The sequence below is a fragment of the Paenibacillus sp. FSL H8-0315 genome (assembly GCF_038005365.1).
GTDB lineage: Bacteria > Bacillota > Bacilli > Paenibacillales > Paenibacillaceae > Paenibacillus_AQ > Paenibacillus_AQ odorifer.
This window is the reverse complement of the sequence record NZ_JBBOTA010000001.1, coordinates 177195-193880: the sequence shown is the minus strand read 5'-3', so window position 1 is coordinate 193880 and position 16686 is coordinate 177195. Positions and strand designations below refer to the sequence as shown.

Annotated in this window: 14 protein-coding genes; 10 read left to right on the top strand and 4 right to left on the bottom strand. The window is 44.9% G+C overall.

The features are described 5' to 3' along the window. Nucleotides 1-119: 119 nt before the first annotated feature. A complete protein-coding gene (locus tag MHB56_RS00660) occupies nucleotides 120-1349 on the bottom strand; it encodes an aminopeptidase (RefSeq protein WP_076126659.1) in 1230 nt (409 codons plus the stop codon). A 44-nt stretch (nucleotides 1350-1393) separates the two neighbouring features. Continuing rightward, on the bottom strand, nucleotides 1394-2626 hold the full coding sequence (locus MHB56_RS00655; RefSeq protein WP_036676902.1) for an aminopeptidase: 1233 nt from the start codon (nucleotides 2624-2626) through the stop codon (nucleotides 1394-1396). 178 nt (nucleotides 2627-2804) lie between these two features. On the opposite strand from MHB56_RS00655, the gene MHB56_RS00650 reads away from it, so the two are divergent. After that, on the top strand, nucleotides 2805-3080 hold the full coding sequence (locus MHB56_RS00650; protein WP_076280402.1) for a hypothetical protein: 276 nt from the start codon (nucleotides 2805-2807) through the stop codon (nucleotides 3078-3080). A 57-nt stretch (nucleotides 3081-3137) separates the two neighbouring features. On the opposite strand, the gene MHB56_RS00645 is transcribed toward MHB56_RS00650, so the two are convergent. Then, complete coding sequence (locus MHB56_RS00645; RefSeq protein WP_341144353.1) at nucleotides 3138-4454, bottom strand: TrkH family potassium uptake protein; 1317 nt, start codon at nucleotides 4452-4454, stop codon at nucleotides 3138-3140. 191 nt (nucleotides 4455-4645) lie between these two features. Here MHB56_RS00645 and MHB56_RS00640 point away from each other — a divergent pair, with 191 nt between their 5' ends. From MHB56_RS00640 to MHB56_RS00630, 3 genes are read left to right on the top strand one after another with little or no spacing between them, the layout of a single operon-like run. Beyond that, on the top strand, nucleotides 4646-4999 hold the full coding sequence (locus tag MHB56_RS00640; RefSeq protein ID WP_036677380.1) for a VOC family protein: 354 nt from the start codon (nucleotides 4646-4648) through the stop codon (nucleotides 4997-4999). A gap of 25 nt (nucleotides 5000-5024) precedes the next feature. Then, on the top strand, nucleotides 5025-5453 hold the full coding sequence (locus tag MHB56_RS00635; RefSeq protein ID WP_341143143.1) for a GNAT family N-acetyltransferase: 429 nt from the start codon (nucleotides 5025-5027) through the stop codon (nucleotides 5451-5453). Between the two features lie 24 nt (nucleotides 5454-5477). Next, the gene (locus tag MHB56_RS00630; RefSeq protein ID WP_076184844.1) at nucleotides 5478-6011 is read left to right on the top strand and encodes a GNAT family N-acetyltransferase; all 534 of its coding nucleotides are present in this window, start codon (nucleotides 5478-5480) and stop codon (nucleotides 6009-6011) included. 49 nt (nucleotides 6012-6060) lie between these two features. Here the strand turns inward: MHB56_RS00630 and MHB56_RS00625 are convergent, their stop codons facing one another. Beyond that, nucleotides 6061-7371, bottom strand: a complete 1311-nt coding sequence (locus MHB56_RS00625; protein WP_076126650.1) for a hemolysin family protein — start codon at nucleotides 7369-7371, stop codon at nucleotides 6061-6063. 114 nt (nucleotides 7372-7485) lie between these two features. Here MHB56_RS00625 and MHB56_RS00620 point away from each other — a divergent pair, with 114 nt between their 5' ends. The 6 genes from MHB56_RS00620 (at nucleotide 7486) to MHB56_RS00595 (ending at nucleotide 16661) form a co-directional block, all read left to right on the top strand. Then, entirely contained in the window at nucleotides 7486-8253 is a 768-nt protein-coding gene (locus MHB56_RS00620) for a DUF1836 domain-containing protein (protein ID WP_036676915.1), read from the top strand. A 90-nt stretch (nucleotides 8254-8343) separates the two neighbouring features. Next, entirely contained in the window at nucleotides 8344-9546 is a 1203-nt protein-coding gene (locus MHB56_RS00615) for an MFS transporter (protein ID WP_036677382.1), read from the top strand. Nucleotides 9547-9731: 185 nt separating this feature from the next. Then, complete coding sequence (locus tag MHB56_RS00610) at nucleotides 9732-11288, top strand: TerB N-terminal domain-containing protein (RefSeq protein ID WP_341143142.1); 1557 nt, start codon at nucleotides 9732-9734, stop codon at nucleotides 11286-11288. 15 nt (nucleotides 11289-11303) lie between these two features. Then, a complete protein-coding gene (locus tag MHB56_RS00605; protein ID WP_076184846.1) occupies nucleotides 11304-12623 on the top strand; it encodes an ATP-binding protein in 1320 nt (439 codons plus the stop codon). Continuing rightward, entirely contained in the window at nucleotides 12620-14818 is a 2199-nt protein-coding gene (locus MHB56_RS00600; protein ID WP_341143141.1) for a DEAD/DEAH box helicase, read from the top strand. Before MHB56_RS00605 ends, MHB56_RS00600 begins: the two co-directional genes overlap by 4 nt. 172 nt (nucleotides 14819-14990) lie before the next feature. Beyond that, nucleotides 14991-16661 carry a spore germination protein gene (locus MHB56_RS00595; protein ID WP_076126801.1) on the top strand — a complete coding sequence of 557 codons (1671 nt, stop codon included), beginning with the start codon at nucleotides 14991-14993 and terminating at the stop codon, nucleotides 16659-16661. The last annotated feature ends 25 nt before the right edge of the window (nucleotides 16662-16686 follow it).

Here is a 16686-nt window from a genome sequence, read left to right as displayed (position 1 = left end):
TCTTACCACCTGAAATGTTGCTGTTAAAACAAAAACAACCCGCTTACTCTCTAATTAGAGAGCTAAGCGGGTTGTTTGAAGTTGGTTCTATCTAGGATCTAACGGGTGTTGTTTAAGCCTTAAGCCCAATCCCCATTACGGAAGATAGGTACTGTTGTTCCATCATCGTTAATTCCGTCAATATTCATTTCAGGTGAGCCCATCATAAAGTCAACATGGGTATGGCTTTGATTCATTCCTTTTTCCAACAGCTGTTCTTTAGTCATCGTAATTCCTTCTTGAATTGTGAAGGCATAAGCTGCACCTAAAGCCAAATGACAGGAGGCATTCTCATCATACAACGTAGTGTAATAAAGAATACCGCTCTCAGAAATCGGAGAGTGGAAAGGCACCAAAGCAACTTCACCAAGATAGGAAGAGCCTTCATCCAGTGCGATTAGTGATGCCAGAGTTTCTGCGCCTTCTTCAGCAGTAAAATCAATCACTTTACCGTTCTCAAAGGTCAGCGTGAAGTTATTGATTAGATTGCCGCCGTAGCTAAGTGGCTTAGTGCTGCTCACTTTACCATTAATACCAGACTTCAGAGGGGCAGTAAACACTTCTTCCGTTGGAATGTTGGCTAGGAAAGGGACGCCCTTACCGTTCACAGCTCCTGCCTGACACCAGATGTGTCCTTCCGGCAACTCAATAGTTAAATCTGTACCAGGTGCTGTATAATGCAGCTTGCGAAACTTACTTTCATTCAAGGAAGCGCAACGAGTTTTGAGTCCATCTAAATGGCGGCTCCATGCTTCAATAGGATCTTCCTGATCCGCACGTGTGGCTTTAAAGATGGCGTCCCATAATAGTTCAACCTGCTGCTCTGATGGAGCGTCAGGGAACACTTTTGCCGCCCAAGAGGCTGATGGGAAGGCAAGGCCGCTCCAGCTCGCATGATTCCCCATTAAGTACTCACGATAAGGTGCTAGGGTCTGCCCAGAAATACGTTGATTATCTGCAATTCTTCCAGGTTCAACGCCTTTTAAAAGATCTGGGTCAGCGGAGATAATGGTTAGAAATGCGGCTCCCTTTTTAGCAAGATCCTCTAATTCATCGGCTTGCCACTGCGGCGGCTCCAGGAAGGAATCAGATGGAGCAAGATCATAACGTGTACGTAATACAACTTCATCACTATAGTTTACCTTTACAAGTCTCGCGCCGGCTTCATAGGCTTTACGAACCACAAGTCGCACAAGCTCTGCGGATACAATATCTGCATTCACAACGAGTGTCTGACCCGGTTGAATATTAACGCCAATCTTCACGGCCAGCAATGCGTAATTCTCCAGCTTTTGCTTGAAATCCAACATAGTTTCTATTCCTCCCAATATCCTGTATCTCTTGTGTGCTTAAATTAGAACGCCCAGTTTCCATTCAGGAAGACAGGTTCTTCAGTTCCATCAGCAGTTATCCCGTAAATGTTCATCTCAGCTGACCCGATCATGAAATCCACATGGGTTACACTATTGTTGAGGCCATGCTCAATTAACTGCTCTGGATTCATGTCTTTACCGCCTTCTAAACAGAAGGCATAAGCCATACCTATAGCAAGGTGATTAGAAGCATTTTCGTCAAATAATGTGTTGTAATAAAGAATGTTGGATTCAGAAATAGGGGATTTATGAGGAACCAAGGCAACCTCCCCTAAGTATTTCGCTCCTTCATCCATGCTAATGAGGTGCTCTAGCGCTTCTTGACCTTGCTCAGCAGTAACACTTATAATACGGCCGTTCTCAAAGCTAATAGAGAAGCCATCGATGATGTTGCCGCCATGACTAAGTGGCTTTGTGCTTCTTACAGTGCCATTAACACCAGTCTTTAGTGGTGCAGTGAAGACTTCTTCGGTAGGCATATTGGCTACAAAAGAATGACCTTTTGCATTAATGCTGTCTCCTTGTGCCCAGATATGGCCTTCAGGAAGCTCGATGCTAAGGTCAGTGCCAGGTGCTATGTAATGCAGCTTTTTATATTTTTTTGCGTTGAGTACATTCGCTTTTTGCTCCAAGGTGTCAAGATGCTCCTGCCATGCAGCTACTGGATCTTCACGGTCAAGACGCACGGTGTGGAAAATGGCTTCCCAGAGTTTATCTACACGTTCTTCGGCTGGGACCTCAGGGAATACTTTATCCGCCCAAGCTTGACAGGGAACAGCTACAATACTCCAGCTCACTTTGTCGGACATTTGCATTTCACGATATTTGGTGAGGGCAGCTCCGCGAACTTTTTGGAAATTGGAGATACGTACTGGATCAATACCTTTAAGTGCATCAGGATCTTCAGCGATCACGTTAAGGATAGCCGCACCTTTTTCGGCGAATTCAGTCATTTCACCTGCGTACCAAGTAGGAGGCTGAGTGAATACCTCTGGTGCAGCGTGTTCAAACTGTTGGCGTGTAATGCTTGCATCACTCCAGTTTACCTTAACTAAACTTGCTCCGATAGCATATGCCTTAGCGGTAATTAGACGTACGAAATCAGCGGCAAGAATCGGTGCATTCACCACTAGAATTTGCCCGGGTTGAACATTAACACCTATTTGTACAGCTAAATCTGCATATTTACTAAGCTTAGCCTGAAAATCAGTCATTGTAATTTCCTCCATTTACTAATAGTTTAGTACTTTACAAGCATTGTACTAAATTATTAACCGCCGGATGAAAAAAGTCAATTACGTGGAATTTACAGTGCAAAGAGAAGGAATTACATTCATTTCAATGATATACTGAAAGGGTAGCTGATTTGATGATAGGAAGGAAGATAAGTGGATGAATTTAGAGATCGTAAGTGCTGAAATGAGCCGTAAAGAAGATAAAAGTTATGTAGGGAGGACTGTATTCACTCTCGAAAATCATAAGGCTCCATATGAAATTACTTTCTTCAGTACAAGAGGAACGGAATGGGATTACAGTCTAAGCTTTGCGGGTGAGCCTGGGAGCGAGGAACAGTTCTTAGAAACGGATGCATTGCTGGAGAATAACGATGATGTGTACAATCAGTTGCTGGATGCTGCACTTGATCAACAAGAAATCGTGGAAGAATAATACTTTTATTGATATGACGCCAGCGGCATTATCTGGTAGCCGCTGGCCATATTATGACTATCCAATCGTTATCTTACCTTCTGGGTAACGATACAGTTCTTTACTGCCTTTTGGTTTCAAAGCATAAGCAAGTGTAAGTGGTCCGGTCCGGCCCATAAACATCAGGATAATCACTAGAACCTTTCCTGCCGTAGTCAGTTCCGGAGTAAGGCCCATAGATAAGCCTGAGGTTCCAAAAGCAGATACTGCTTCAAAAAGTACAGTTAGAAATTCAGCGCTCTCGGTTAAGGATAATAACATCGTAGCGATGACAAGCAGCATAAGAGACATTAATGTGATAGTAAGGGCTCTATATACATTTTCTTTAGCGATCCGGTGGCGGAACATTACAATATCTTCTTTCCCCCGTAATCGCGCAGCTACTGCAGTAACCAGTACGGCGAATGTAGTGATCTTGATTCCTCCACCCGTCGACCCAGGTGCAGCTCCGATAAACATCAATAGAATCATTAGAAATTGCGTGGATTGCCGTAAAAGTGGAACTTCAATGGTGGTGACACCACCAGATCGCGGAGTTACCGCTTGTAAAAAGGTCGCCCAAAACTTTCCGCTTGCACTCAAGGGCTTCAGCGTAGAATTAAACTCCAGTAAAAAAAACAGCCCCGCACCAATAACAATCAATATAAGAGAAGTCCAAAGAACAACCTTTGAATGAAGAGTGAGTCTTCTACGTTTAGGAAAGTCCATAAGATCAGACAGAACGATAAAACCAATCCCTCCAAGAAATATGAGACTCATTGAGGTGAAGTTAATAATGGGATCATTTACAAAACGAGTAAGTCCGCTAAACGGCCCATGAATATCACCGAAGAGATCAAAGCCTGCATTATTAAAGATAGATATACTGTGAAAAATCCCATAATATGCTGCTTTCCCAAAGGGCATATCCATCATAAACCTTCCAGCAAACAACACGGCCCCCGACAGCTGAATAACAAGAGAATAGATCAGGACTCTACGGATTAAGAGTACAATTCCCTGCATCGAATTTTGGTTCATGGATTCTTGCAAAAGGATTCGCTCTTTCAAGGATATCCGTTTATTAAGGACCAAGGTAATCAAAGTAGCCATCGTTACAAAGCCTAATCCTCCGATTTGAAATAAAATGAGTAGAACAACTTGTCCGAAGGTAGTTAGCTGAGTTCCCGTATCAATGACCGCAAGGCCTGTTACACAAGTGGCTGAAGTCGCCATAAACAAGGCATCGATAAAGGATATTTGTCCGGATGTTGAGGAGACCGGGAGACTAAGCAGAAAAGTCCCGGCAGTGATAAGGATTAAGAATCCTAGTGATAAAACTTTGGGCGGGGTCATTTTAAAACCACCGAAGTTCAGGTTAGCCAATGTAATTCTCCTGACGTACGTGATATTGGAGTAATGCTCACAGAATTATAACACAACTTACCAGCCCTTCCCTAAATGGAGGGAGGTAATTGACATATTTTATCGAATTATTCTAGAATAACACCCTATCCGTCAACTTAAAAGAGGAGGCTTTCTTAATGATGATAAGTCCGATTCTGAATCAGATTGGTGCTGTTTTTATTCCGGTAAAGGATATTGAGAAATCAAAACAATGGTATTGCCAATTGCTTGGACTCCCATTAGATGGAGAGGTATTATTCGGTCATTTATATGTAGTCCCTATGCAGGGACCGGGCATCGTTTTGGACAGTAAGATTTACACCGCTGAATCTGTTCTAAACATCCCTTCGTTTCATCTTAACACCGAGGATATTGATGCTGCTTATGATTATGTAAAGGCCAACGGAGGAGAGATTCTCACGGATATTGAGCATGATCATTGGTTTAATTTTAAAGATCCCGATGGAAATGTGATCATGGTCTGTCGTTGTTAATCGTTGTATAGAAGGGAGTAGACGAATGATAAGAGAAGCAGTGCCCGAAGACGCTACCTTCATTGAAGAACTTTATGGGATTTTGCTGCCTGAGCATCCAGCTATTCATGTATCTCCTGAGCGGCTGAAGCAGATAGCAGATCATCCGGAGAGTTTTCTATATGTGTGCGAAGAACAAGAAACAATTGTCGGGTCGTTACATCTTCATTTTTGTATGGATGCTTTGTGTGACGATAGGCCCTTTGCTGTCATAGAAAGAGTCATTGTGGCAGAAAAAGTACGAGGAAAAGGGTATGGCGCAATGCTAATGAGACATGCCGAGAATGTAGCAATCTCCAAGGGAGCCCTTAAGATTATGTTATCAAGTGCTGCAAAGAGAGAAGAAGCGCATCGTTTCTACGAAATTCTTGGTTATGATAGCAGCTCCAGCAAGGTATTCAAGAAGTACTTATAGTTCTTTACGATTGGAAGTGATGATATGATGGTTACACTTAGAGAACTGGTGCCGGAGGATGCAGGTGAATTGCTTAGACTTCAGCATCAGTTAGACCAAGAGTCCAAATTTATGTTATTGGAACCGGATGAAAGACAAGCTAGTCTTTGTCAGGTCAAAGAAATGCTCGAAAGCTTTCTGGCAGCAGAAACTTCAATTCTTATAGGGGCAGAGGTTGACGATCATTTGGCAGGTTACTTGTCTGTTAGAGGTGGAAGTGTTAGACGTAATAGACATAGCGCGTACATAGTGATTGGGATTCAGAAACAATATCAGGGGAATGGGATTGGGGCTGGCCTGTTCCGTGAGATGGACATCTGGGCTATGAACAATGGGATTGTTCGTCTTGAGTTATCCGTCATGACCCATAATCAAGCTGCTTTGGGGCTGTATACCAAGAGCGGGTTTGAAATCGAAGGGACGAAGCGGAAATCTCTTATTATCGATGGTGAGTGGGTGGATGAATATTATATGAGCAAAATTCTCCAAAAAGAAAAAAGGATAGAGTGTCAGATTTAATCTGATGACCCTCTCCTTTTTTTATGAATAAAGGTTATGATTTCGTGATTTATGATGATTCAGTGTTGCTTGATTGTTCGATAACAACTTCAACCTTGCGGACACGGTATCTGTTCATCTCGCGGATGGTCAATGTTACATGGTCACGAACAATACTTTTGCCAATGGCTGGATCTGCGATATGACTGTATACCCAGCCTCCAACTGTGGTCACTTCTTCATCTTCGAAATCAAGCCCTGTAAGATCCTTGACCTCTAACAGAGATACCTTACCATCGAACAGATAGTTAGTATCGCTTATTTTTTCGACTTCTCTGCGTTCATCACCGTCAAACTCGTCACGGATTTCACCAACGATTTCTTCCAAAATATCTTCAATCGTGATGAGACCGGATGTTCCACCATATTCATCAAGCAGCAAGGCAATATGCACACGCTCCAACTGCATACGAGTTAGAAGATTCTTGACCGGTGTCACCTCAGATACTGTCAGTACGGGTTGAATTAAACTATGGAAATCAAAATCAGGATTGTTATCATACTGCAAATAGAGCTGTTTCGTGTTGATCATTCCGATAATATTATCCTTGCTGCCTTGTGCCACAGGGAAACGAGTATATTGCTCCTTGCGGATAATTTCGAAATTTTCTTTCAACGAATGATTGGTGAAAAGACATACCATATCGGTTCGCGGAACCATGATTTCTTTGGCGAGCATCTCATCAAAAGTAAAGATTCGGTTAACATAGCCATATTCGGCTTTATTGATTTTCCCGCTTTCGTAACTCTCGGACAGGATCAAACGAATCTCATCTTCACTATGCGCGTCTCCATGCTCACTAGCTGGTTTCATCCCAAAAAGACGAACAAGCATATTAGCGGAACCGTTCATGAACCAAATGAGAGGGTACAAAATTCTGTAGAACCAAATAATCAGCGGTGAAGTAATTTGACCGATTTTTTCCGGAATGTTTATAGCTGCCGTCTTCGGAGCAAGTTCTCCGACAACGACGTGCAAGAATGTTGCAATGATGAATGCGAGTAAAAACGCAAGAGGGTGACTCACACTAGAACTGATATTGGCCCAGTCGAAAATAGGAAGCAATAACTGTTCGAATGCAGGCTCTGCCAGTGCACCAATACCCAGCGCAGTGATAGTAATCCCGAGCTGACAAGCGGATAAATAGCCATCAAGATTAGCGGATACCTTCTGTACTGCCAAGGCATTCTTCTTTCCGTCAAGCACCATTTGACTGATCTGGCTACCTCTAAGTCTCACCAATGCAAATTCTGTTGCTACAAAAAAAGCGGTTAAAATAATCAAAATAACCACCAACGTCAAACTAAGTCCTATACCCATATAATCTTTACCATCCCTTTCGTTCCTAAAATAGGTTATACTCATTATTATGAGTTCTTATGAACTATTCTACGAACTTTTCAGTAAAATATCAAATGGTGGAGGGAAACAGATATGGAATCATTTGCATTGACTCGTGTGGAGATGTCCAGTCTACTGCTCTCATTGACCGGATTGTCAGACCGGAAACCGCTGAATATCCTCCAAGAGGCATGGGCAAAGTTTCACCGTGAAGAATTACAAAAGGGGACTTCGTTACCCGCTTTTTTATCAACCAATGTTCCACCCATATTACAAAAGATCATTAAAGGCGGCCATGTAAAAGGCTTTTCACTTGGTGAAATTGCTTCATTGGGCCATCTTATAGAGTATTCCACATTGACCGTCACAGCTATGCAAAATTGGGTCAAGCGCGACTTCAAGGAATATCTCGGTTCGCCTAAAGAAGGAAAGAAATATTCGGTTAATCAGGCAGCGCTTTTGTTTATTATCGATGATCTCAAATCCGCTCTTAACTTTGAAAGTATCCGCCAACTGTTCCAGCTAATGTTCCTAAAGCCGGATCGCGATGATGATGATCTAATTGAACCGGCCAAGCTGTATTACGCCTATGCAGGGCTTTTTGAGGAGATCAAAAGCAATCCATCGATTCAGACGCAATGTAAAGTAGATCAAGTGTTGCACAAGGAGTTCTCTTGGAAAGAAGATACCTCGTTAAAAAGCTCTATAGATCGTGTGATTAACCGGCTGACACATTTGTCGAGAGCGCAGAGAGAATCCGTTCGTAATATGCTGCTTATCGCCACAATTTCTGTGCAGACCTGTTATTTTCAATCGCTGGCTAGACAATACTTTAATGCTGCTTTATTTCTTGATTTTTGAGCACTTCAATTTTAAAATGTATAAGTGAAACAATCAAAAGTAAGTTTATTGGTTAACAGGTTGAAATAAGGGGGCTTCGAAGTGAATCAAATGACACTGCTGCGGAATCCGAAACAAAGGAAATTACTCTTCAGCGCTGGCTTGAGCTGGATGTTCGATGCGATGGACGTCGGAATGATTTCTTTTGTTGTAGCAGCTTTAGCTAAGGATTGGAATCTGGGACCGGAGCAGATCGGTATATTGACTAGTATTAATTCCGTCGGTATGGCAGTAGGTGCTGCAGCGGCAGGGATATTAGCAGACCGCTTTGGCCGTAAACCGGTATTGCTGTGGACACTTCTTATTTTCTCGGCGGCAAGCGGATTATCTGCATTTGCAACAGGCTTTGCGATCCTCTGTGTGCTTCGTTTTATTGCTGGGTTTGGTCTTGGCGGAGAGCTGCCTGTCGCTTCTACCTTGGTCTCAGAGAGCATGCCTGCTCAGGAGAGAGGCCGTGCGGTTGTGCTTTTGGAGAGCTTTTGGGCAGTCGGTTGGATTGCTTCGGCATTAATCGCGTTCTTCATTATCCCTGATTATGGCTGGCGTATAGCTTTCGGAATTGGGGCTGTACCTGCACTCTACGCTTTATATCTAAGACGGGCGATTGATGATTCACCGAAATTTGCTGAGATTAAAAAGGCACCCGTTTCCTTAAAGAAACGAATCGCTACCGTATGGTCGCCGGAATATCGCCGTTCTACAATTATGTTGTGGATTTTATGGTTTACGGTGGTGTTCTCGTATTATGGCATGTTTCTATGGCTGCCTACAGTTATGGTACTTAAAGGCTTCAGCTTGGTCAAAAGCTTCGAGTATGTGCTTATTATGACGCTCGCTCAGCTGCCTGGATATTTTACTGCCGCTTACTTTATTGAAAAGTTCGGACGTAAATTTGTCCTAGTCATCTATATGCTGTTCACTGCAGTTAGCGCTGCATGGTTCGGAAATGCGACTACTGAAGGCATGCTGATGGCTGCAGGAATTTGTTTATCCTTCTTCAATCTTGGCGCTTGGGGTGGCATGTATGCTTATACGCCAGAGCTGTACCCAACGGCTATTCGTTCCACAGGCGCTGGTTTAGCAACTTCCTTTGGCCGGATTGGGGGCATTATCGCACCTTTGCTGGTAGGGGTTCTAGTAGGTAAATCTATGGCGATTGGCTCGATCTTTATGCTATTTTTTGTAACGATTATTATCGGTGCATTAGCGGTATTGTTCCTTGGCAAAGAAACAAAGGGAACCGAGCTTCTCTAAAGTGTGATTCTGCATTACATACTTGATGTTAATCTATCAACAATGCTAGAATATCAAGAAGAAACGATGTTGTCGTCCTGTATGGATGACCACTATTCACGTAAGAACAAAACGGTTCCTTCACAGTTGTGAACAGGACCGTTTTTTTACATTAATCCTTATTTATAAGGACGGAGCGATCGCACATGAGTAATGATAGGAAACAGCCGCATTTCACAGAATTAGTCTGGGAAAGTACGGAACAAAATGTACCGATTCCGCCGCGAAATTCCCCTGAACCTGCGCTGCCTAAGTCATCTTCTAAGAATAATGGCAAAACAAATTCAACCCCTGAACCTTCATTACAGCTGCAGCTTTGGGATACAGAGATGGAAACGCCGGAGCCTGTGACTACCACCGAAGGGCAGTTCGTAACAAGAGCGAAGGAATTAGTTGAAAAAACTGAGGACACAGCGCTTTTTGTTCCTTTTAAGAGTTACTGGCCTACATATGGCCATATGACAGGCACGCAAAGCAGATGGTATTTTTATTGGCGGAATGAAGTTAGACAAGGCAGATATCTGAAAACAGATCTTTCTTATATTTTTCTGCATGTATATGAGCTTATTAATGGCGTGGGGTGGACTGACCCTATTGATGGCTATAGGCAGCTAAATCTGATCTGGGAAGCTTACCGGGAAAGTTATAAACGTTTGGATCAATATCTTGGCGGCTGGATCGCGGACTTCTCTTTTGTACATCATTTGGATGTCCCGCTTTCTATCATTGTGGCTCGTTCACGTGGTCTTGCTGGGGATCTGGCGGAACTTGAATTAATGAGAGGACTGACGACTGCTCCTGAGCAGCTAACCTTCGCAGTATTAACGGCAATGTCGGACTATGATATTAGTAAATCCAAGTTCTACATCGGAGAAGGCAAAGAAGCTCTTGAACAATACATTCCGCAGGTCGTGGCGTTAATTAATGCTTATGTCACCCGGAAACACGGCTCCAATCTAGTTGAAATGTTTCCGCCTGGACCAGCGGTGATGCGGGAGCGTTATTTATTCCGAAGTGCCGTATATGATATTTCATTATATGGCTATTCTGTTCTTATACCGGTTGTACGTATTAGTAAATCTCCACCACTTCGTAGTCTGATTACAAGGTTATTTCGTCTGACTGAGAATAAACTCCGGGAACTGATGGGCTACCGCGGACGACTTAAAGGTATTAATGTAGATGCCGATATGGACGATTTGATCACTCGTTTTCTAAAGCGTGAGTACCTTAAAGAGACGCAGGAAGACATAGGGCCGACAGTCGTCATAGATCCGGAGAAACTAGAACGCCTGCAAAGTGATTCTGAAATTGTACGGACGATGCTTACGGTTGAGAATATGGACGAGCAAGATTACGAGGATAGCAAGCTCGAAGCAACTATCGGTGAAATTGATCCAATACAAGATAGTAAGGAAGAATTGTTGCCTGTAGAGGTGATTGAAGAAGCTCAAGCGGTTAGCATAGGATCGGAGGCAGAACAGTTTGCCAATGCTTTAAGTCCACTACAACGGGAAGCACTGCTTGCTCTTTTGGATGAGGATGGAAGTCAAGCTTTACTGAAGCTGGCTGCTGCTAATGGCACGATGTCAGAGCTTCTAATTGATGAGATTAATGAAATCGCAATGGACATTCTTGGTGATCTGATCATTGAGGGGGAAGACATTGTTGAGGAATATATCTCTATGCTGCGCAATATTTAATGAGGTGAACTTTGGATGAGTGAATTAAAAATACCTAAACGAATGACAACTGCGCTAGTCAATTCGTTGACGGCTGGTGTTGTTCCGCGTATCGGACTAGAGCACATAGCCGTTGGCCGTCGGCCGGAGATTGAGGCCATATTAAGAGATATGGAGAACATTGCAGAGGGTGGGGCAGCTTTTAAGCTGATTACAGGCAAATTCGGCAGCGGCAAAAGCTTTCTGCTTCAGATGATCCGTAATTACGCGATGGATCGGGATTTTGTAGTAGCAGATGCTGACCTGTCCCCTGAGCGTAGGTTAGTAGGAACTAAAGGACAAGGCCTAGCGACTTACCGGGAGCTAATGAGCCATTTATCGACCCGCACACGTCCAGATGGTGGAGCGTTGGAGATCATCCTGCAGAAATGGATTATTACGCTACAGCAGTCCGTGATGCAGGAGAAGGAATATGGGCCTGATCACCCTCAGCTTGGTGAAGAAGTAGAGAAGCGAATTTACGCTGTAGCCTCTGAAATGCGTGGTTTGGTACATGGTTTTGATTTTGCCAAAGTGCTCGCCTCTTATTGGAATGCACACAAGCTGGCCGATGATGACCAGAAACAGGATTCGCTTCGCTGGTTGCGTGGAGAATTTGCAACTCGGACAGAAGCCCGCAAAGCGCTTGGAGTTGGCGTGATTATTGATGATGATAATTGGTATGACTATATGAAGCTTTGGGCGGAATTTACTGCGGCTATTGGCTATAAAGGTCTGCTGCTGTTTATTGATGAAGGTGTCAATCTTTATAAAATTACGAACAGTATTTCCCGTCAGAGCAACTATGAAAAGCTGCTTACCATGTTCAATGATACGATGCAGGGGAAGGCAGAGAACTTAGGGATTTTTATAGGGGGAACTCCGCAATTTGTGGAAGATGGACGGCGTGGTTTATTTAGTTATGAGGCACTGCGATCGCGATTGGTTGCTGGCCGGTACGTGGCGGCGGGTCTGAACAATTATACTGGACCTATCATTGCACTGGACATGTTATCACACGAGGAAATTCTTGTACTGCTGCAAAAGCTTAAAGAGATTCACGCCCTACATTATGGTTATGAAGCACGTTTATCACAGGAACAATTGGTTCATTTTATGGAGGAAGCGGTTGGAAGATTAGGGGCTGAGGAACTCTTGACTCCACGGGAGGTAGTACGTGATTTCATGGATCTGCTGCATACGCTCCACCAGCATCCGGAGATTACTTTTGAACAGCTAGTCGGCGAAAAAACGGCTAAGCCAGCTGAGACCGAGCAAAATGAACTGGATGGATTCCTGGCGGAGTTTGAATTATGAGTGATAATCCGTTCTATAGGCTGGCTCCCTTCATTAAAGAGTTTATTTATAAGAACCGCTGGGAGACTTTGCGTGAGGCACAGGTGGATGCCTGCCGGGTGCTTTTTGATACCCCGCATCATCTGCTGATTGCCTCAGGTACCGCTTCAGGTAAGACAGAGGCAGCTTTTTTCCCAGCGCTTACTGAGCTGTATGAACGTCCTTCCGGTTCGGTTGGCATTTTGTATATCGCCCCTTTGAAAGCTTTGATCAACGATCAATTTACACGTTTGAATGATTTGCTTCGTGAAGGCAACATTCCGGTGTGGCACTGGCATGGAGATGTACCACAAGCCGATAAAACAAAACTGGTGCAGAATCCTTCAGGCGTGCTGCAAATCACCCCTGAATCGCTTGAAGGATTGTTGATGAACCGCCCGAATGCTATTCCAGCGTTGTTCCATGATCTACGTTTTATTGTCATTGACGAGGTGCATGCCTTTATGGGAGCTGACCGGGGGATCCAGGTGTTAAGCCAGCTGGCGAGAATCTCACGAATGGCGGGATGTCATCCTCGCAGAATCGGTCTATCAGCTACGCTGAGTGACTACGCTTCTGTCACAGAGTGGCTGGCGGCGGGCACACGGGAGAGCGTTGAAGTGTCCGCTCCACAAGGCGGGCGTAAGCTCCGTTTAAGTGTGGAGCATTTCTCTTTCCCGGATGCACGGGATGAGGTGCAGGCGGAGCATTTAGAACGTGCGAAGCAGTCTTATTACGATTTCATTTATGATCATACGCATCTGAAGAAGGCGTTGATCTTCACCAACAGCCGCTCAGATGCGGAGACGGCGACCCTAGAGATGCGGAGAACGGCCGCGAAGCGTGGTGAACGGGATGTATTTCACGTTCACCATGGCAGCATCTCCGCGATGCTGCGTGAAGAGACGGAAGCCGCGCTGCGGCAAGGCACCGGACCGGCTGTTGCCGCAGCGACGTTGACGCTGGAGCTGGGCATTGATCTGGGCGAGCTGGAGCGAGTGCTACAGGTCGGCGCTCCCTATAGCTGCGCAAGCTTTGTGCAGCGGTTAGGCCGCTCGGGCAGGCGTGGAGACGCTGCATCCGAGATGATCTTTGTCACGCCCGAGGAAGAGGACGAGGAAGCTCAGCTTCCGGCGCGGATGCCGTGGACACTGCTTCGAGCGATAGCGGTTATTGAGCTATATGTGCGCGAGAAATGGGTGGAACCCCTGGTCGTGCGTCAGCTGCCAGTTGGACTGCTGTACCATCAGACGATGAGCATTTTGAAAAGTATGGGTGAGGCCGAACCGGATGATTTAAAAGAAGCGGTTCTGAGTTTGCCTTCGTTTAAAACCATAGATCCTACTGATTATGATATTTTCATGACCTATATGTTAGGCATGGGACAAATTGAGAAGATGGACGAAGGCAGCTTGATCATCGGGATGGCGGGAGAGAAGATCGTGAATAACTTCCGCTTCTACGCGGTCTTCAAAGATGATGAAGAGCATGTGGTCTATAACGGGACTGAGGAAATCGGATCGATCACAACGGTTCCACCACCAGGCTACTGTTTTACTCTGGCAGGTAAGCTTTGGAAGGTAGAAGAGGTGGATAATCGCCATAAAGCCGTTTATGTGAAAACCTCACGCGGCAAAGTAGATACGTTGTGGCTTGGTGCGGGTGGGGATGTACATACACGCATCATGAACAAGATCCGTGAAATCTTAGGAGCCACTTCATTGTATCCGTATTTAGCTCCGAGTGCGGCTGCGCGTCTTGAACGAGCCCGTCGTTTAGCGAAGGAAAGCGGAATGCTTGTGCGATCCGTTATGCCGGCGGGTGGAGATTCCATGTTCATTCTGCCCTGGGCCGGTAGTCGGCAATTCCGTACGCTGGAGCGCCTTCTGAAGAACAACCTGAAGAGCCCTCTGGGACTGCGTTCTATCGTTCCCATGGAACCTTATTATATGGTCGTTGCGGGTAAAACAGATGCAGAAACGCTGGAAGCAGAGATCATTGCCGAAAGTATGGCTGCCACAGATCCATTATCATTGTTATCCCCAGATGAAGCACCCTACATCGGAAAATACGATGAGTTCATACCGCATGAGCTGCTGCGCAAAGCTTTTTCCTTGGATGGATTAGATGTCCCGGGTCTGATTGAAGTTTTAAAGCAGTGGCAGCAACCTAATTAACCTTAAGCAGTACCTGTTGAAAATACTCTAAATTGCAGACGTCCGCTTATGCGGGCGTTTTGTTATGTCCGGACCAATGCTGATATATGAACTTTCCTTAAGTTTCAAATGTTGCATAAGAATAGGGTGGAAGGAGAATAGTACTAACAGATTCCTATAGAGGATGATTGCGATGTGGCCTAAAATAGTCTCTTATATTCCGGACTGGACAATTTTTATGCAGGCGGCGATTACGCTGCTCTTTCCCGTAGGGATTTTTTATCTTTACAGGCATTTGTATTTTTATGTTGGAAGCGGACGCTCCAAGGAAACAGAGGCCAAATCACAGGATGCGGAACTGAAGAAGAATGACAATCGGGAAGTAAATCCGCAGCCTCCTGTGTCTACTGCTTTTACCCAGGACTATGATGCCGATCTGACAGCGATAAAAACGGCATTGGGGGAGAACAGTGATGTACATTTTCGTGAATTCTCAGTTAAAGGTATACAGGCACGTGCAGCATTGGTCTATGTAGAGGGGATGCAGCACGAGGAGCTAATCAATCAGCAGGTGCTGCAGAATCTGATGTATGCCGGCGAAACGCAGGCTTCAGAAGGAATATACAACTACTTGAAACAGAATATGCTCCCCTTAGCTCAGCTTAGTGAAGCCAAGGATTTAGACCAACTGCAGGAGTTTGTCCTATTCGGATACACTGCGCTGATTGTCGAAGGCATGCGTGAGATGTTGCTGGTGGGTTCTCCGCATGGATCCGTGCGCGCGATTACTGAGCCGACCTCGGAGGCTTTACTGCGTGGGCCTCGGATTGGCTTTACTGAGGTGCTTAGTGAGAATACCTCTATGCTGCGGCGCCAAGGGCTTAATAAGAATCTGGAAATGAAAATGGTTGAAGTAGGCAGCGAAATCAAGAAGAACCTGGTTATCGCTTATATGAAAAACATTGTGAATCCTGATCTGCTCCAGGAAGTGAAGGAACGTATCTCCAAAATTGATATGGACTTTATTCTGGAATCCGGCTATGTGGAACAGTTGATCGAGGATGATTATTTAAGCCCGTTTCAGCAGACACAGAATACGGAAAGACCCGATCGGGTAATTGCATCCTTGTTAGAGGGAAGAGTCGCTATTTTGCTGGATGGCACACCGTTTGCACTCGTTGTTCCAGTGACGTTCAGTATGCTTTTGCAGTCTCCTGAGGATTATTATGAGCGCTGGATTCCGGGTACACTTTTGCGGATACTCCGGTTTTGCGCATCATTTCTGGCTCTGTTGGCTCCGGCGCTGTATATTTCCTTTATCTCTTTTCATCCGGGACTGATTCCTACACAACTGGCGATTTCCATTATCGAAACACGCCAAGGTGTACCCTTTCCTGCATTAATTGAAGTGTTGATTCTGGAAATTTCCATTGAAATCTTGCGTGAAGCTGGAATTCGGCTACCGAAGCCCATAGGTCCGGCAATGGGGATTGTCGGAGGTCTAATCATTGGAGATGCCGCGGTACAGGCTGGTATTGTAAGTCCTTTTTTGGTAATTGTTGTAGCCGTGACAGCGATCTCTTCGTTTTCCATACCGATGTACAGTGCGGGGATTACTCTCCGGATCTTACGATTCGCAGGCATGTTATTTGCGGCGGTCCTGGGCATGTTCGGAACCATCCTTTTCTTCCTGCTTATTTGCAGCCATCTGACTCGGCTTTCAAGCTTTGGAGTTCCTTACGTCACCCCTATTTCCCCTTTCCGCTTAAGTGACTGGAAGGATTTGTTCGTTCGTGCACCGTTATCGATCATGAAGCGAAGACCGGAGATGCTGAAGACCCAGAAGAAAAAGCGCAGGTCCTAGAGAATGTATTCTTAGCAGGAGCAGA